Genomic DNA, 16704 nt, shown 5'->3' on the forward strand with positions numbered 1-16704 from the left:
CCTGACAGGTAAGGTTGACTCGCGCCTGTCGGTAGCCTGCGTTCGCTCGCGCGAGCGCGGAGGGACTGTTTATGTTTAAAAATTTTACCCGCCAGCTGTTTGCCCAGCTTGGTCGTCATTTACCGCGTCGTTTAGTACAACGCGATCCGCTACCCGATGCCCGCAATCTGGCGAGCGCGCCGATCCCGGACTCCCTCGGCAAGCAGTGCCTGGACGTGGCGGCAATGGATGAGAATGAAATCTGGCGCGCCTTCGCCAGCCATCCGGAAGGGCTAAATGCGGGCGAAGTGGCGCAGAAAATCGCGCAGTATGGCGAAAATCAGATCCCGGCGCAGAAGCCGTCGCCGTGGTGGGTGCATCTTTGGAGCTGCTACCGCAACCCCTTCAACCTGCTGCTGACCGTTCTGGGTATCGTCTCCTACTCAACGGAAGATCTGTTTGCCGCCGCGGTTATCGCCCTGATGGTGGGGATCTCCACGCTGCTGAACTTTATTCAGGAAGCCCGTTCAACTAAAGCGGCGGACGCCCTGAAGGCGATGGTCAGCAACACCGCGACGGTCCTGCGGGTGGTGAACGAACAGGGCGAGAGCCGCTGGTGCGAGCAGCCCATCGACCAGCTGGTGCCGGGGGATATCGTCAAGCTATCGGCGGGAGACATGATCCCGGCAGACCTGCGCGTCATTCAGGCGCGCGACCTGTTTGTCGCTCAGGCCTCGCTGACCGGTGAATCGCTGCCGGTCGAAAAAGTGGCCCGCACCCGCGACCCGCTGCAGGCAAACCCGCTGGAGTGCGACACCCTGTGCTTTATGGGCACCAACGTGGTCAGCGGTTCGGCGCAGGCGATTGTTTTCGCTACCGGCGGCGGCACCTGGTTTGGCCAGCTGGCTGGCCGCGTCAGCGAGCAGGAAAGCGAGCCGAACGCCTTTCAGAAAGGCATCAGCCGGGTCAGCATGCTGCTGATCCGCTTTATGCTGGTGATGACCCCGATCGTGCTGCTGATTAACGGCTACACCAAAGGCGACTGGTGGGAGGCGGCGCTGTTCGCGCTCTCCGTCGCGGTGGGCCTGACCCCGGAAATGCTGCCGATGATCGTCACCTCGACCCTGGCGCGCGGGGCGGTGAAGCTGTCGAAACAGAAAGTGATCGTCAAGCACCTGGACGCGATACAGAACTTTGGCGCTATGGACATCCTGTGCACCGATAAAACCGGCACCCTGACGCAGGATAAAATCGTGCTGGAGAACCACACCGATGTCTCCGGCAAGGTGAGCGAACGCGTGCTGCATACGGCCTGGCTGAACAGCCACTATCAGACCGGGCTAAAGAATCTGCTCGATACCGCGGTGCTGGAGGGCGTCGAGCTGGAGTCAGCGCGCGGGCTGCCGGAACGCTGGCAGAAAGTCGATGAGATCCCGTTCGATTTTGAGCGTCGCCGCATGTCGGTGGTGGTGCAGGAGCAGGACAACGTCCATCAGTTGATCTGCAAGGGGGCGCTGCAGGAGATCCTCAACGTCTCGACCCAGGTGCGCTATAACGGCGACATCGTACCGCTGGACGACACCATGCTGCGGCGCATCCGTCGCGTAACCGACACCCTCAACCGTCAGGGACTGCGCGTGGTGGCGGTGGCGACGAAGTACCTGCCCGCCCGCGAAGGCGACTACCAGCGCGCGGATGAGTCAGACCTGATCCTCGAAGGCTATATCGCCTTCCTCGATCCGCCGAAAGAGACCACCGCCCCGGCGCTGAAGGCGCTGAAGGCCAGCGGTATTACGGTCAAAATCCTGACCGGCGACAGCGAGCTGGTGGCGGCGAAAGTCTGCCATGAAGTGGGGCTGGACGCGGGTGACGTGGTTATCGGCAGCCAGGTTGAAGCGCTGAATGATGATGAGCTGGGCGAGCTGGCAAAACGTACCACCCTGTTTGCTCGCCTGGCGCCGCTGCACAAAGAGCGTATCGTGACCCTGCTGAAACGCGAAGGACACGTGGTGGGTTTTATGGGCGACGGCATTAACGACGCTCCGGCGCTGCGCGCGGCGGATATCGGTATTTCCGTCGACGGCGCGGTGGATATCGCCCGCGAGGCGGCGGATATCATCCTGCTGGAGAAGAGCCTGATGGTGCTGGAAGAGGGGGTTATTGAAGGCCGCCGGACCTTCGCCAATATGCTCAAGTACATCAAAATGACCGCCAGCTCCAACTTCGGTAACGTCTTCAGCGTGCTGGTCGCCAGCGCCTTCCTGCCGTTCCTGCCGATGCTGCCGCTGCATCTGCTGATCCAGAACCTGCTGTACGATGTCTCCCAGGTCGCCATTCCGTTTGATAACGTGGACGATGAGCAGATCCGTAAACCGCAGCGCTGGAACCCGGCGGATCTCGGCCGCTTTATGGTCTTCTTTGGGCCGATCAGCTCCATATTCGATATTCTGACGTTCTGCCTGATGTGGGGGGTGTTCCACGCCAACACGCCGGAACATCAGACCCTGTTCCAGTCCGGCTGGTTCGTGGTTGGCCTGCTGTCGCAGACGCTGATTGTGCATATGATCCGTACGCGGCGGATCCCGTTTATCCAGAGCCGCGCGGCCTGGCCGCTGATCGTGATGACGCTGCTGGTGATGGTGGTGGGGATTGCGCTGCCGTTCTCGCCGCTGGCGGGCTACCTGCAGCTTCAGGCGCTGCCGCTCAGCTACTTCCCATGGCTGATAGCGATCCTTGCGGGCTATATGACGCTAACCCAGATGGTCAAAGGCTTCTACAGCCGCCGCTACGGCTGGCAGTGAGCGAGGCGCTTTACCTGCAGAAACAACAAAGGCAGCCACGGGCTGCCTTTGTTCATACTGTCTACGATTAGCGACGAATGGCGATCGCTTCGATCTCAATTTTTACGTCTTTCGGCAGACGCGCCACTTCCACGCAGGAGCGCGCCGGGAAGGTAGCGTTGTGCTCGGTGAAGAAGGCTTCATAGGTGGCGTTAACGGTGGCGAAATCGTTGAGGTCTTTGACGAAAACGGTGGTTTTAACGATATCGCCCACTTTCAGGCCCGCGGCTTCGACGATAGCTTTCACGTTCTCCAGAGACTGACGCGCCTGAGCGGCGACATCTTCCGGCACGCTACCGGTTTTCGGGTCTACCGGGATCTGGCCGGAAGTGATGATCATGTTACCCAGATCAACGCCCTGAACGTACGGGCCGATGGCTGCTGGCGCATTTTCCGTCGCGATAGTTTTAGACATGAGTTCTCCTGAAATATGTGAATGTAATCTGACTGGCGTGGGTCATTATAAAGAGTGCTGGCTGCTTTATCATTAAGCAGGCCGCATTTTGCGAAGGAGAAAAGCGGATAACGCAGCGCGCTATCCGCATAAGGCGTGAGCCTGAAGGATGAAGTTAGTGGGTGACTTCCGTCCATGCCATGGTCCAGTCAGAACCTGTACCCGGTTCGAACTGAGTGGCGTACTGGCTCCACTGCACGCAGTAGCCGCTGTAGGGGAACGGGCGACATTGGTACACTTTGCCGTTTTTAGGCTGCATGACTTTCGTTCCCGCCTTATAGCTTTTCAGGTTATCCGGGAAGGTATAGTCGTAGTTCCCCGCAGGCGCAGGCGTCGGATCCGGCTGAACCGTACTCTCTTCCAGCATCAGGTCAATGACCCCCTGGCTGAGGGTGGCGCCCTGCGCATTGCTGGCTGAGTAGCGCAGCATATGATGACCTGCCTGAACGTTGGTCAGCGGAATAGATACCGTCAGGGAGCGATTATCTATCGTCTGCTGAATGCTCCCTTTCTGCGTGCCCGCATGGTCGTTGACGGTGGCGGTGAGATGCATTTTGCCGCTGGCCGTGGCGTTGAACGTCACCGTCGCTTTCCCGTTGGCGATTTTGGTTGCGTTAACGTTGGCGACGCTCAGGGATTCTTCCACGATATCGTCTGACTGCGACTCGGCGTAGGTCAGCGTAACGCTTTGAACGGTGCTGTCTTTTGGCACATACACCTGGTTAACGCCGTGGAGGGGGGTAATGTTGCCATCACTCCCTTTTACCCCGGCGCGCAGCTTGCCCTGGTGCGCGGTATTAATAGCTTCAGCCAGATCGTAAGACCACTGGCTGCTTTTTCCTTGCGCTTCGCTGGCGATGGTCAATTCCGTTTGTAGCGAATGAACTTCACCGCTCGCGTTAAAGAAATGGGCAATGACTTTATCTCCCGCATGGAGATCTTTCCCGCTAAGCTGGCCGGCGAGCTGCGTTGTCCAGAGGGATTCATTCTCCGTTTCATCGCTGGCGCCGCCGAAATCAACGTCAATGGCCTGATAAAAACTATTTGCCGTATCGGCAATTTCCCAGACGGCATAAATAACCTGATAGCCGGTGCGATCGGGTACATTACAGGAGTGCGTGACCTGTACAGCCGGCGTCGCGCCATTACCGTCGATTTGACAAAATGGCCTAGTTTCAAAATCGCTGCGCGTCAGCGGCTTATTTTGATCCCAGTTCTGTTTGGTAATGTAATAACGCCAGTTAGTCGTTCTATGCGGCGCAGAATGGTGCCAGACGAAATTATTTTTACCGCTCTTTATCGTGGTTTTCGCCCAGCGAGTCGGGCTCTGGCTATCTAGCTGCGAGAAGTTGCTTTTACCCGCGCTGGCCAGGTTACCATCAGGCGGCATTGCCCCTTCAGGAAAACCGCTCGCTTGCTCGACGCTTTGCGGTTCCCACTGCACCGAACCGCAGTCGGTGTTTTTCCCTAAATGACATTGGTACGCCCGACTTGGCGGCGATTCCACATAGCCGTGCGCCAATGCTGAGGAGGTAAATAATAATGTTGCTGTATATAACGATATTTTTTTCACTTTCATAATTCATCCTGTGAACATTGATTAAATAATGGAAAACGCACTGGAGTGTATGAAGGGGAAAATTCAGGTTCAATAGCAGTGATATTTAATGATTAATCTCATTGTTTGTTATTTTTAATTATGAGGCGTGTTGATGAGAAATTGATGAATGTTGATTATCTGACCCGTGGTCAGTGAGTTGACGGCCGTGCGGATGATTTAAATTATCGTTCAGGAGCAGTCCCGTTTATCGGGCTGCTCCTGATAAAACCTGGCGAATTTAATTTGCCAGCACGACATGATGTGAAAATTCTTTTTCACAATATTTGCACTTCAGCGCGATATCGTTTTCGCGTTTCTTCACCGCAAAGCTGGAGGACACCGGCTCGGCGTGGCTAATACAGTTGCTGTTCGGGCATACCAGCACGTTGTTAATACGGTCTGGCAGATTCGGTCGGGATTTACCGACGACTTCATACTCATCAATGCGGTTTACCGTGGCCTGCGGCGCGTACAGGGAGAGCTGGTTGACCTGCTCGTCGGTCAGGAAGGTGTTCTCAATTTTGATCAAATCTTTGCGGCCCATTTCGCCTGACGGCAGGTTCAGGCCGATGGTGATGCGCTGATCCGTTTCGGTCAGTTTGAACAGGGTCAGCAGCTTAAAGCCGACCTGCGCCGGGATATGGTCGATAACGGTGCCACGTTTGATGGCTTCTACCTGTAATTTATTGTCGTGTGTCATCTCTTTTCCCCTTACAGTGCCAGATCGCTATTCAGTACCAGCGCCAGTAACGCCTGGCGCGCGAAGATGCCGTTACCCGCCTGCTGGAAGTACCAGGCGTGCGGCGTTTTATCGACATCGGTGGTGATTTCATCAATGCGCGGCAGCGGATGCAGCACCTTCATGTTCGCGCGCGCGCCTTCCAGGTCGGCGGCGCGCAGGACGAACTGCGCCTTCACGTTGGCATATTCCGACGGGTCGAGGCGCTCTTTCTGCACGCGGGTCATATACAGAATGTCCACCTCTTCCATCACCTCTTCAATGGCGCTATGCAGGCTCCAGGCAATGCCTTTTTCGTCGAGCATGTCGAGGATGTACTGCGGCATGGCCAGCGCGTCCGGGGCGATAAAGTAGAAGCGGTTGCCGTTAAATTTCGCCAGCGCCTGGGTCAGGGAGTGAACGGTGCGGCCATATTTCAGGTCACCCACCATCGCCACGTTAAGATTTTCCAGACGGCCCTGGGTCTCCTGAATGGTGAACAGATCCAGCAGGGTCTGCGTCGGATGCTGGTTCGCGCCGTCGCCGGCGTTGAGTACCGGAATACCGCCGGAGAACTCGGTCGCCAGACGCGCCGCGCCCTCCTGCGGGTGGCGCATGACGATGGCATCGACATAGGTGCTGATGACCGAGATGGTATCGGCCAGGGTTTCGCCTTTTTTGCCCAGCGAGGTGTTGCTGCTGTCTGAGAAACCGACCACGCTGGCGCCCAGGCGGTGCATGGAGGTCTCAAACGACAGGCGGGTGCGGGTCGACGCTTCAAAAAAGCAGCTGGCGATCACTTTATGCTTGAGCAGCTCCGGCTGCGGATTGGCTTTGAGTTTTGCTGCGGTTGCCAGTACCAGTTCAAGGTCTTCGCGGCTGAGATCGTTTATGGAAATGATATGTTTTTGATATAGCGGGTTAGCCATGTTTATCTCCTGACGCCTGGGCAAAAAAAAAGCCCCTTAAATAAGGGGCTTTACGAATACGGATGCAACGGAAAGAAAAAACGGCAGGCCAGCGTCTGTTTTCAGACGCGGTAAGACGCGATGTCGTACACACTGAACCATAATTCCTCCCGGCAAAACGGGTGGCATTATACGCAGCTCATATTTCGGATCAAGCGATTAATCCACAAACAGGTAAACGTTTGCCTGGGGAATCATGCGTTAACGCAAAAAACCCGCAAAAAGAAGTGGTATGGCAGTCGGATGGGGGGTATAAACTCGAAATGAAAAGCTGTTTTATATTTGAGGGCTATTATGATCGTTGGAAATATTCACCATCTGCAAAGCGGGTTGCCGGCGTCTCTGCGTGAGGCGATCGAACATGTTAAAGCGCATGTCACCGACGCGACGCCGCTGGGTAAACATGATATTGACGGCAACAACCTGTTCTATCTCATTTCCGAAGATACCACCGAGCCGATGGCCGACCGCCGCGCCGAGTATCACGCCCGCTACCTGGACATCCAGATTGTACTGAAAGGCCAGGAAGGAATGACCTTTAGCGTTCTCCCTGCCGGCGCGCCGGATATCGACTGGCTGGCGGAGAAAGACATCGCTTTCCTGGCGGAGGGGGCGCAGGAAAAAACCGTCATCCTCAGCGAAGGCGACTTTGTGGTGTTCTATCCCGGTGAAGTGCATAAGCCGCTGTGCGCCGTGGGCACGCCGGCGAAGGTGCGCAAAGCGGTAGTGAAGATGCTGATGGCGTAAAAAATACCCCGGGCTGCGGCTGGCGCCTTGCCCGGGCTACAGATCCGCGCGGTTTGGGGGCGAGTAGCCCGGATAAGCGCAGCGCAATCCGGGGAAATATCGCGGGAACGCTTACTTACCCAGCGTCGCCACCATCACCGCTTTGATGGTATGCATGCGGTTTTCCGCCTGGTCGAAAACGATGCTCGCCGCGGATTCAAATACCTCGTCGGTCACTTCCATACCGCCATGCAGGCCGTACTCCGCCGCCATCTGTTTGCCGAGCGTGGTCTGGTCGTCGTGGAACGCGGGCAGGCAGTGGAGGAATTTCACCTGCGGATTGCCGGTCAGCGCCATCATCTCGCTATTTACCTGATACCCGCGCAGCAGCGCGATACGCTCCGCCCACTTCTCTTTGGCTTCGCCCATCGATACCCAGACGTCGGTATAGATAAAGTCCGCGCCCTTCACGCCCGCCGCAATATCTTCGGTCAGCGTAATATTGCCGCCGTTTTTCTGCGCCAGCGCCCGGCACTGCTCGACCAGCTTCTCTTCCGGCCAGCAGGCGGTTGGCGCGACCAGACGCAGATCCAGCCCGGTCAACGCGGCGGCTTCGAGCATAGAGTTGCCCATATTATTCCGCGCATCGCCGGCGTAGACCAGGGTCATCTGATTAAAGGCTTTGCCCGGCAGATGCTCCTGCATGGTCAGTAAGTCCGCCAGCAGCTGGGTGGGGTGGAATTCGTTGGTCAGGCCGTTCCATACCGGAACGCCGGCATACTCGGCCAGGGTTTCAACCACTTCCTGGCCGTGGCCGCGATATTGAATACCGTCGTACATGCGCCCCAGCACGCGGGCGGTGTCTTTAATCGACTCTTTATGGCCAATCTGGCTGCCGCTGGGGCCGAGCCAGGTGACGCGAGCGCCCTGGTCAAATGCGGCAACTTCGAAAGAGCATCGGGTGCGGGTAGAGTCTTTTTCGAAGATGAGCGCGATGTTTTTGCCGGTGAGATGCTGAATTTCAATATTGTTTTTCTTATCAGCTTTAAGCCTGGCCGCCAGCTCAAGCAGAGCGGTGATTTCGGCGGGGGTAAAATCGAGCAACTTTAAAAAATGCTTCTGATAAAACGCGGACATGGTTCCCTCACATGGCTCAAGCCATTTGTTGAATTAAAATTCACTTTATATGTATGAATATTCATTTGCAACCCCGTGTCATAAATCTTTCGCTCAGAAGGTGGAGGCAATCACGGCGGTATGTGACAATAGAAGCATCCGCGACACATTATGAGGAACGAGCCATGGCAAACCCGGAATTACTGGAAGAACAGCGTGAAGAAACGCGCCTGATTATTGAAGAGCTGCTCGAAGACGGCAGCGATCCTGACGCGCTGTACACCATTGAGCATCATCTCTCTGCCGATGATTTCGAAACGCTGGAGAAAGTGGCGGTCGAGGCCTTCAAGCTGGGCTACGAAGTGACTGAGCCGGAAGAGCTGGAAGTCGAAGAGGGCGATACCGTGATTTGCTGCGATATTCTCAGCGAATCCGCGCTGAATGCCGAGCTGATTGACGCCCAGGTTGAGCAGCTGATGACCCTGGCGGAAAAATACGACGTTGAATACGACGGCTGGGGCACCTACTACGAAGATCCGAACGGGGAAGACGAAGAAGGTGACGACGACGAAGATCTGGTTGATGAAGACGATGACGGCGTTCGCCACTAAGTAGCAGAGGTATACGGCGGTGCGGTATGCCGCCGTATAGCAAGGAATTTTAATGGATTACCCGCAAATACTCGCCCCGATTTTAAGCTTTCTGCATTGCCCAACTCCTCAGGCGTGGATTGATGAAGCCCGTAAACCGGAAAACCTCCCGCTGCTGTTGACCGACCATATGGTGTGCGAGCTGAAAGCGGCGCAAAACGCTATGCTGCTGGTGCGTCGATACGTCGCGGATAAAGCGGACGCGGATGAGCTGCTGGCCTGCCTGAAGCCGTATGAGGACTTCACCTACCGCTGGGGGCCGGAGCCGGATTTCGTCGCGCTGCATAAGCAGATAAATAAAAGCGCCATGCCGCAGACCGACGATCCCTGGGGACGTCAGCTACTCGACAGCATGATTCTGCTGATCAAAGAGGAGCTGCATCACTTCTGGCAGGTGAGGGAAATCATGCTTTCCCGCGAAATCCCGTACGTCAAAATCACCGCCAGCAACTATGCCCGCGGGCTGCGCCGGGAAGTGCGTTCTCACGAACCGGTCATGCTGATCGATAAACTCATCTGCGGAGCCTATATTGAAGCCCGCTCCTGCGAGCGTTTTGCCGCGCTGGCGCCATGGCTGGATGACGATCTGCAGAAGTTTTATCTGTCGCTGCTGCGTTCCGAAGCGCGCCACTATCAGGACTATCTGGACCTGGCGCAGAGAATCGCCCAGGACGATATCAGCGAACGCGTGCGCCAGCTTGGCGAAGCGGAAGCGGCGCTTATTAACGCGCCTGAAGCGGAGTTTCGTTTTCACAGCGGCGTGCCCGCCTGAGCGTCAGGCCGCCGCTTCACCGCCGCGGCCTGACGATCCATTACAGATTGGCGTTTTTGTCTTTCTCTGCCGTCGCGGCGGCTTTGGGCGCGCCGAGGGTCGCTTTAAACCAGTTCACCACCCGTTCAATAACCGGCTTCTGATACCAGCTGTCATCGCCGTGCTCCGCGCCCGCCAGCAACACGTAATCGGCCGGGTTGCCCTCCTTTTTCAGCGCGCGATAGAGCTGTTGACTTTGTACCGGTGAAACCAGGGTGTCGGCGCTGCCGTGCATAATTAAAAACGGCGGCTTTTTACCGCTGATATGGCCCATCGGGCTGGCCGCCAGGGCTTTTTGCGGATCGCTGTCAATCGTCGCTCCCGGCCAGTCGCGAAAGGCGCTACCGTGTACCAGCAGTGCTTCAGTGACCGCCGGCGACTGGTGCACTTTTTGAATCGCCTGCGGAAAACCTTCGCCGATATTCAACAGGTTCGAAATACCGTACAGCGTGGCGGCGGCCTGCACGTCCGAGGATTGCGCCAGGTTATCGCCACGATCGAACGTTTTGTCACCGTTGGTGAGCGCCAGCATCTGCGCCATATAGCCGCCTGCGGAATCCCCCAGCACGCCAATACGCGACGGGTCTATACCGTATTCCGCGGCATGTTCGCGCAGATAGCGAACGGCGGCTTTACCATCGATAACCGGGGCCGGAAAGGTGTCGGGAACCGTACGGTATTCCGCCGCCGCGACGACGAATCCCGCCGCCGCCAGCGCCATACGCATCTCGATAAACTTATTCCAGGCCGCGCTGGTGAAACCGCCGCCGGGGAAATAGATGATTGCCGGTTTCAGATCGCCATTACGCGGTACCAGTAAAGACATATGCAGCTGACGAACGGCGACGGTGCTTTTTACCTGGCTATAAACGATATCGTTGAGCGCATCGATACGGCCCCGGGTTTTTTCCACGCGAATGACCTGAGCGCCTTCGGTATTGCCAGCAAGTTCGCCGGCGTTAACGCAGGAAGCCATGCCGGCAAGCAGCAGGCCGCCGGTGAGCAGGAGGGGGAGTTTTTTCATGATGTTCTATCCTGAGCAAAGCCTGCCGCGGCGGCAGGCGAAAAGATCAAATGCTCGAAGAGTGTATTAGCGAAAACGGGCGGTGAATAACGCTCTTTTTGCATGAAAACCATGCATTTTTTCGATTAATCAACGTCGCCGTTTTGCGGGCGCTACAGCACTTTCAACATCCTGACTTCGCAGTCAACGTGGCCGGTGCAGCCCAGCGGCTCAGCAATATGCTCGAAGCCGAGGTGCTCATATAAACCGACCGCTTCTTTCAGGAAGGCGGTGGTTTCCAGATAGCAGCGTTTGAATCCCTGCTCGCGGGCGTAATCAAGGGCCATCAGCGCCAGCTTTTTCGCCAGCCCCTGGCCGCGCGCGGAGGTCATAAAATACATTTTTTGTAGTTCGCAGATATCGGGCTCGCTGCAGGAGAGCGGTGCCACTCCGCCGCCGCCCACCACTTCACCATTCTGCTCAACGACCCAATAGGCGGAACCCGGCTGGCTATAAAGCTCATAGAGTTCATCCAGATTCGGATCGGCTACCGTATAGCCTTTGTCGGCGGTCAGACCATATTCAGCGGAGACCTGGCGGATAACAGCGGCAATCGCCGGATTATCATTAGCCGTGATGCGGCGCAGGGTTAGCGGTAGGGTTGCGCTCGTATTCATGTGAAGACTCATTGCAAAATAATGACGGATAATGTTGTTAATAACACTGCGGGAGGGGAGAGTGCAAGCGAGGATCTTTCACAGAAAACGCCCCTTATCCGAATGGATAAGGGGCGAGTGAATTACAGCGCGGCGATAATCGCCTGCTGCTCAATCAGCTTCGCTTTTGCTTCCGCGTAACCTTCCAGCTTCTCACGCTCTTTGGCGATCACCGCTTCCGGCGCGCGCGCCACAAAGCCTTCGTTGGAGAGTTTGCTTTCGATGCGGCCAATCTCGCCTTCGATTTTGGTCACCTCTTTAGCGAGGCGCGCCAGCTCATCTTCTTTATTGATAAGGCCAGCCATCGGGATCAGCAGCTCGGCGCCGTCGATAATTTTGGTCACGGAAACCGGACCTTTATCATCGGCAGGCAGCACGGTGATGCTTTCCAGACGCGCCAGGTTCAGCAGGAAGCTGCGGTTGTCGTTCACGCGACGAATTGCGGCTTCGCTGCAGCCGCGCAGCAGCAGCTCCAGCGGCTTACCTGGGGCGATGTTCATTTCCGCACGGATGTTACGCACGGCGACGATCGCCTGCTTCAGCCATTCGGTATCGGCCAGCGCCGCTTCGTCAACCTGAGACGCATCGTACTGCGGGAACGGCTGCAGCATGATGGTATCGGCAGTGATACCGCAAATGACCTTCACGCGCTGCCAGATGGTCTCGGTGATGAACGGAATAATTGGGTGCGCCAGGCGCAGCAGACCTTCCAGAACGGTCACCAGCGTGTGACGGGTGCCGCGCAGCTCAGACTCGGAACCGCCGTTCATTACCGGCTTGGTCAGCTCCAGATACCAGTCGCAGAACTGGTTCCAGGTGAACTCGTACAGAATGCCTGCGGCAATATCGAAGCGGAAGCCGTCCAGCGCCTCGCGGTAGGCTTTGATGGTCTGGTTGAATTCCGCCAGGATCCAGCGGTCCGCCAGCGACAGGGTCATCTCGCCGCCGTTAAAGCCGCAATCCTGATCTTCGGTATTCATCAGCACAAAGCGGCTGGCGTTCCACAGCTTGTTGCAGAAGTTACGGTAACCTTCCAGACGCTTCATATCCCAGTTGATATCGCGGCCGGTAGAGGCCAGCGCCGCCAGGGTAAAGCGCAGGGCGTCGGTACCGTGCGGCTCAATACCGTTCGGGAACTGCTTCTCGGTGCGTTTGGCGATTTTTTCCGCCAGCTGCGGCTGCATCATGTTACCGGTGCGTTTTTCCAGCAGCTCCGGCAGGGAAATGCCGTCGACCATATCCAGCGGGTCGATAACGTTGCCCTTCGATTTGGACATCTTCTGGCCTTCGTCATCGCGGATCAAACCGGTCATATAGACGGTTTTAAACGGCACCTGCGGCTTGCCGTTTTCATCTTTGATGAAGTGCATGGTCATCATGATCATGCGGGCAATCCAGAAGAAGATGATGTCGAAGCCGGAAACCATCACGCTGGTCGGGTGGAACTGACGCAGGGCATCGGTGTTTTCCGGCCAGCCGAGGGTGGAGAAGGTCCACAGCGCGGAGGAGAACCAGGTATCGAGAACGTCTTCGTCCTGGCGCAGCGCCACGTCGGCACCCAGGTTATTTTCCTGACGCACTTCGTCTTCGGTGCGGCCAACGTAGACGTTGCCGTCGTTGTCGTACCATGCCGGGATGCGGTGACCCCACCACAGCTGGCGGGAGATACACCAGTCCTGAATATCGCGCATCCAGGAGAAGTACATGTTTTCGTACTGCTTCGGCACGAACTGGATGTCGCCGTTCTCCACCGCTTCAACCGCCGGTTTAGCCAGCACGTCGGCGCGGACGTACCACTGGTCGGTCAGCATCGGCTCAATCACCACGCCGCCGCGGTCGCCGTACGGGACGGTCAGATCGTGCGGTTTAATCTCGTCCAGCAGGCCCAGGGCGTCGATAGCGGCAACCACCGCTTTACGCGCGGCAAAGCGCTCCAGCTTCTGGAACTCCGCCGGGATGGCGTTTGAGTAGACATCGGACTCGTTGCCTTTGGTGTCGTAAACTTCCGCGGTTTCGCGGATGTCGCCGTCAAAGGTCAGGATGTTGATCATCGGCAGCGCATGACGCTTGCCCACTTCATAGTCGTTAAAGTCGTGCGCCGGGGTGATCTTCACGCAGCCGGTGCCCTTTTCCATATCGGCGTGTTCATCGCCCACAATCGGAATGCGGCGGTCAACCAGCGGCAGGATCACGAATTTGCCGATAAGGTCTTTATAGCGCGGATCTTCCGGGTTAACGGCCACGCCGGTATCGCCCAGCACCGTCTCCGGACGGGTGGTGGCGACGACCAGATAATCTTTACCGTCAGCGGTTTTCGCGCCGTCGGCCAGCGGATAGCGGATATGCCACATCGAGCCTTTAGACTCGCGGTTTTCCACTTCCAGATCGGAGATGGCGGTGCGCAGTTTCGGGTCCCAGTTGACCAGGCGCTTACCGCGGTAGATCAGATCTTCTTTGTACAGGCGGACAAAGACTTCTTTTACGGCGTTGGACAGGCCTTCGTCCATGGTGAAGCGCTCGCGCTCCCAGTCCACGGAGTTGCCCAGGCGGCGCATCTGACGGGTAATGGTGCCGCCGGATTCCGCTTTCCACTGCCAGATTTTATCGATAAAGGCGTCGCGACCGTAGTCGTGGCGGGTTTTACCTTCTTCGGCGGCAATCTTACGCTCAACCACCATCTGGGTAGCGATACCCGCGTGGTCGGTACCGGCCTGCCACAGGGTGTTTTTACCCTGCATGCGCTGGTAGCGAATCATGGTATCCATGATGGTTTGCTGGAAGGCATGACCCATATGCAAACTGCCGGTGACGTTCGGCGGCGGGATCATGATGCAGAAACTTTCCTGGCTTTCGTCGCCATTGGGTTTGAAATAGCCCTGCTTTTCCCAGTGCTCGTAAAGCGGCTGTTCGATATCTTGGGGGTTGTATGTCTTTTCCATTATTTCCAGGTTGCCGTGTTCAGGTTGAAACCAGCCATGCGGTACGCTTTATAGCGTTCGCGCGCCAGTTGTTTCAAAGAATCTTCATAAGGGACGAAGTCTATCACTTCTGTGAAAGCGGTGGCAAAATCTGCAAAGTTTAGCCGCAGGCTAATCAGAATATCCCGCGGGCTGCTGTTGCGCTTTTGCGGCCAGGCAATCTCCACCGGCGCGCCGCCGCGCGGACCTTCTCCCGCCAGATTATGCGGAACGAAACTTTCCGCGGGTCGAGCCCAGAGCGCTTCGTCCAGACGAATGGCCTGCTGCTCATCTTCACAGGCGATGAGTACCCGCTTGCCGCTGCGCCAACGTTCTGCGGCAATGTCACACACCAGTTGTTCAACGGCGCTCAGGCCGTCTTGTTGCGTATCATTGTCCAGAAGATAGAACGTTGCGTTTTTCATATATGGGGCTTCTTGTGGTGACTTTAAATGCTTAAGCCGGGCGGCGCTACGCTGACCCGGCCTATAAACGGCATCTTTTCGTTGGCCCGGCAAGCGTAACGCCACCGGGCATCAGACGGCAATTACTCTTCGCCGGTAAATCCGGCGCGGTTGAGCAGGAACTGCGACAGCATCGCCACCGGACGACCGGTCGCGCCTTTGGCTTTCCCGGAACGCCACGCGGTACCGGCGATATCCAGGTGCGCCCAGTTGTACTTGCGGGTAAAGCGCGCCAGGAAGCAGCCCGCGGTAATCGCCCCGCCGGGACGGCCGCCGATATTGGCCATATCCGCAAAGTTAGACTCCAGCTGCTCCTGGAACTCGTCGCCAAGCGGCAGACGCCATGCGCGATCGCCCGCCAGTTCGGACGCGCCGATCAGCTCGTGGGCCAGCGGGTTGTGGTTCGACATCAGACCGGTGATGTGGTGGCCCAGCGCAATCACGCAGGCGCCGGTCAGCGTGGCCACGTCGATAACGGTTTCCGGCTCGAAGCGCTCAACGTAGGTCAGCACATCGCACAGCACCAGACGCCCTTCGGCATCGGTGTTCAGCACTTCCACCGTTTGCCCGGACATCGTGGTCAACACGTCGCCTGGACGATAGGCGCGGCCGCCCGGCATGTTTTCACATCCGGCCAGCACGCCGACAACGTTCAGCGGTAGCTGAAGTTCGGCAACCATACGCATCACGCCGTACACCGCCGCCGCGCCGCACATGTCGTATTTCATCTCGTCCATGCCTTCGGAAGGCTTGATGGAGATGCCGCCGGAGTCAAAGGTCAGACCTTTACCCACCAGCACGATAGGGCGCGCGTCTTCCGCCGGGTTGCCTTTATATTCAATAACCGACATCAGCGATTCATTTTGCGAACCGTTGCCGACCGCCAGATAGGAGTTCATTCCCAGCTCTTTCATCTGCTGTTCGCCGATAACGCGGGTAATGACGTTCTTACTGTAGGTATCGGCCAGCTGGCGCGCCTGAGAGGCCAGATAGGCGGCATTACAGATATTTGGCGGCATATTGCCGAGATCTTTCGCCGCTTTGATGCCGGCAGCAATCGCCAGACCGTGCTGAATAGCGCGTTCGCCGCTGGTCAGCTCGCGACGGGTTGGGACGTTGAAGACCATTTTACGCAGCGGGCGACGCGGCTCGCTTTTGTTGGTTTTCAACTGGTCAAAGCTGTACAGCGTCTCTTTGGCGGTCTCGACCGCCTGACGCACTTTCCAGTAGTTATTGCGGCCTTTGACGTGCAGCTCGGTCAGGAAGCAGACGGCTTCCATTGAGCCGGTATCATTCAGCGTATTGATTGTTTTCTGAATGACCTGCTTGTACTGACGTTCATCCAGCTCGCGCTCTTTGCCGCAACCAATAAGCAGAATGCGCTCTGACAGAATGTTCGGCACATGGTGCAGCAATAAAGTCTGGCCAGGTTTGCCTTCCAGCTCGCCGCGACGCAGCAGGGCGCTGATATAACCGTCGCTAATTTTATCAAGCTGTTCGGCGATGGGGGAGAGGCGACGTGGTTCAAAGACGCCGACCACGATACAGGCGCTCCGCTGCTTCTCCGGGCTACCGCTTTTTACACTGAACTCCATGCACTATGCTCCTGAATCTTAAAGACAACAGTGGTGGCTACAGATATACTCGTCGTCTTTCAAGTTGCAGATGCGTTGGCTGCGCCTGCTCACCCCTGTCACTTACC

The 16704-nt window shown here is 56.9% G+C and carries 16 protein-coding genes; 4 read left to right on the forward strand and 12 right to left on the reverse strand.

Going from position 1 to position 16704, the window contains the following annotated elements; translation table 11 throughout:
• Nucleotides 1-71 precede the first annotated feature (71 nt).
• The gene (gene mgtA / locus MKleb_RS02855; RefSeq protein ID WP_217076433.1) at nucleotides 72-2780 is read left to right on the forward strand and encodes a magnesium-translocating P-type ATPase; all 2709 of its coding nucleotides are present in this window, start codon (nucleotides 72-74) and stop codon (nucleotides 2778-2780) included.
• Between the two features lie 67 nt (nucleotides 2781-2847).
• Here mgtA and ridA read toward each other — a convergent pair whose 3' ends face one another.
• The 5 genes from ridA to MKleb_RS02885 form a co-directional block, all read right to left on the reverse strand.
• A complete protein-coding gene (ridA, locus tag MKleb_RS02860; protein ID WP_009652347.1) occupies nucleotides 2848-3234 on the reverse strand; it encodes a 2-iminobutanoate/2-iminopropanoate deaminase in 387 nt (128 codons plus the stop codon).
• Between the two features lie 154 nt (nucleotides 3235-3388).
• Nucleotides 3389-4852, reverse strand: a complete 1464-nt coding sequence (gbpA, locus tag MKleb_RS02865; protein ID WP_217076434.1) for an N-acetylglucosamine-binding protein GbpA — start codon at nucleotides 4850-4852, stop codon at nucleotides 3389-3391.
• Between the two features lie 259 nt (nucleotides 4853-5111).
• Complete coding sequence (pyrI, locus tag MKleb_RS02870; RefSeq protein ID WP_004098115.1) at nucleotides 5112-5573, reverse strand: aspartate carbamoyltransferase regulatory subunit; 462 nt, start codon at nucleotides 5571-5573, stop codon at nucleotides 5112-5114.
• A gap of 11 nt (nucleotides 5574-5584) precedes the next feature.
• Entirely contained in the window at nucleotides 5585-6520 is a 936-nt protein-coding gene (pyrB, locus tag MKleb_RS02875; protein WP_014227670.1) for an aspartate carbamoyltransferase, read from the reverse strand.
• Nucleotides 6521-6556: 36 nt separating this feature from the next.
• Complete coding sequence (locus MKleb_RS02885) at nucleotides 6557-6661, reverse strand: pyrBI operon leader peptide (protein WP_072351778.1); 105 nt, start codon at nucleotides 6659-6661, stop codon at nucleotides 6557-6559.
• 192 nt (nucleotides 6662-6853) lie between these two features.
• Between MKleb_RS02885 and MKleb_RS02890 the strand changes: the two genes are divergently transcribed.
• Nucleotides 6854-7306 (forward strand): YhcH/YjgK/YiaL family protein, encoded by a 453-nt coding sequence (locus MKleb_RS02890; protein ID WP_014227671.1) that lies wholly within the window; start codon nucleotides 6854-6856, stop codon nucleotides 7304-7306.
• Between the two features lie 111 nt (nucleotides 7307-7417).
• Here the strand turns inward: MKleb_RS02890 and argF are convergent, their stop codons facing one another.
• A complete protein-coding gene (gene argF, locus MKleb_RS02895; RefSeq protein WP_014227672.1) occupies nucleotides 7418-8422 on the reverse strand; it encodes an ornithine carbamoyltransferase in 1005 nt (334 codons plus the stop codon).
• Nucleotides 8392-8487, reverse strand: coding sequence for a putative translational regulatory protein ArgL (gene argL, locus MKleb_RS30275; protein ID WP_370798676.1), 96 nt, complete (start codon nucleotides 8485-8487; stop codon nucleotides 8392-8394). The genes argF and argL overlap by 31 nt, the downstream gene beginning before the upstream one ends.
• Nucleotides 8488-8586: 99 nt before the next feature.
• Between argL and rraB the strand changes: the two genes are divergently transcribed.
• Nucleotides 8587-9012, forward strand: a complete 426-nt coding sequence (gene rraB / locus MKleb_RS02900) for a ribonuclease E inhibitor RraB (protein ID WP_004098122.1) — start codon at nucleotides 8587-8589, stop codon at nucleotides 9010-9012.
• 52 nt (nucleotides 9013-9064) lie between these two features.
• Nucleotides 9065-9823: a tRNA isopentenyl-2-thiomethyl-A-37 hydroxylase MiaE gene (miaE, locus tag MKleb_RS02905; RefSeq protein ID WP_014227673.1), complete on the forward strand. Its 759-nt coding sequence runs from the start codon at nucleotides 9065-9067 to the stop codon at nucleotides 9821-9823.
• A gap of 40 nt (nucleotides 9824-9863) precedes the next feature.
• Here miaE and MKleb_RS02910 read toward each other — a convergent pair whose 3' ends face one another.
• The 5 genes from MKleb_RS02910 to pepA form a co-directional block, all read right to left on the reverse strand.
• Complete coding sequence (locus MKleb_RS02910) at nucleotides 9864-10886, reverse strand: alpha/beta hydrolase (protein WP_025107460.1); 1023 nt, start codon at nucleotides 10884-10886, stop codon at nucleotides 9864-9866.
• A 152-nt stretch (nucleotides 10887-11038) separates the two neighbouring features.
• Complete coding sequence (locus tag MKleb_RS02915; RefSeq protein ID WP_004098126.1) at nucleotides 11039-11542, reverse strand: GNAT family N-acetyltransferase; 504 nt, start codon at nucleotides 11540-11542, stop codon at nucleotides 11039-11041.
• Between the two features lie 122 nt (nucleotides 11543-11664).
• A complete protein-coding gene (locus MKleb_RS02920) occupies nucleotides 11665-14520 on the reverse strand; it encodes a valine--tRNA ligase (protein ID WP_004098127.1) in 2856 nt (951 codons plus the stop codon).
• Complete coding sequence (gene holC / locus MKleb_RS02925; RefSeq protein WP_004098129.1) at nucleotides 14520-14963, reverse strand: DNA polymerase III subunit chi; 444 nt, start codon at nucleotides 14961-14963, stop codon at nucleotides 14520-14522. Before holC ends, MKleb_RS02920 begins: the two co-directional genes overlap by 1 nt.
• Nucleotides 14964-15085: 122 nt before the next feature.
• Nucleotides 15086-16597: a leucyl aminopeptidase gene (pepA, locus tag MKleb_RS02930; RefSeq protein WP_004098131.1), complete on the reverse strand. Its 1512-nt coding sequence runs from the start codon at nucleotides 16595-16597 to the stop codon at nucleotides 15086-15088.
• Nucleotides 16598-16704: the final 107 nt, after the last annotated feature.

Source organism: Klebsiella sp. PL-2018, from assembly GCF_019048985.1.
GTDB lineage: Bacteria > Pseudomonadota > Gammaproteobacteria > Enterobacterales > Enterobacteriaceae > Klebsiella > Klebsiella michiganensis.

Coding starts and splice junctions, on each gene's coding strand:
- mgtA (WP_217076433.1), top strand. CDS start 72: ATGTTTAAAAATTTTACCCGCCAGCTGTTTGCCCAGCTTGGTCGTCAT.
- ridA (WP_009652347.1), bottom strand. CDS start 3,234: ATGTCTAAAACTATCGCGACGGAAAATGCGCCAGCAGCCATCGGCCCG.
- gbpA (WP_217076434.1), bottom strand. CDS start 4,852: ATGAAAGTGAAAAAAATATCGTTATATACAGCAACATTATTATTTACC.
- pyrI (WP_004098115.1), bottom strand. CDS start 5,573: ATGACACACGACAATAAATTACAGGTAGAAGCCATCAAACGTGGCACC.
- pyrB (WP_014227670.1), bottom strand. CDS start 6,520: ATGGCTAACCCGCTATATCAAAAACATATCATTTCCATAAACGATCTC.
- MKleb_RS02885 (WP_072351778.1), bottom strand. CDS start 6,661: ATGGTTCAGTGTGTACGACATCGCGTCTTACCGCGTCTGAAAACAGAC.
- MKleb_RS02890 (WP_014227671.1), top strand. CDS start 6,854: ATGATCGTTGGAAATATTCACCATCTGCAAAGCGGGTTGCCGGCGTCT.
- argF (WP_014227672.1), bottom strand. CDS start 8,422: ATGTCCGCGTTTTATCAGAAGCATTTTTTAAAGTTGCTCGATTTTACC.
- argL (WP_370798676.1), bottom strand. CDS start 8,487: ATGAATATTCATACATATAAAGTGAATTTTAATTCAACAAATGGCTTG.
- rraB (WP_004098122.1), top strand. CDS start 8,587: ATGGCAAACCCGGAATTACTGGAAGAACAGCGTGAAGAAACGCGCCTG.
- miaE (WP_014227673.1), top strand. CDS start 9,065: ATGGATTACCCGCAAATACTCGCCCCGATTTTAAGCTTTCTGCATTGC.
- MKleb_RS02910 (WP_025107460.1), bottom strand. CDS start 10,886: ATGAAAAAACTCCCCCTCCTGCTCACCGGCGGCCTGCTGCTTGCCGGC.
- MKleb_RS02915 (WP_004098126.1), bottom strand. CDS start 11,542: ATGAATACGAGCGCAACCCTACCGCTAACCCTGCGCCGCATCACGGCT.
- MKleb_RS02920 (WP_004098127.1), bottom strand. CDS start 14,520: ATGGAAAAGACATACAACCCCCAAGATATCGAACAGCCGCTTTACGAG.
- holC (WP_004098129.1), bottom strand. CDS start 14,963: ATGAAAAACGCAACGTTCTATCTTCTGGACAATGATACGCAACAAGAC.
- pepA (WP_004098131.1), bottom strand. CDS start 16,597: ATGGAGTTCAGTGTAAAAAGCGGTAGCCCGGAGAAGCAGCGGAGCGCC.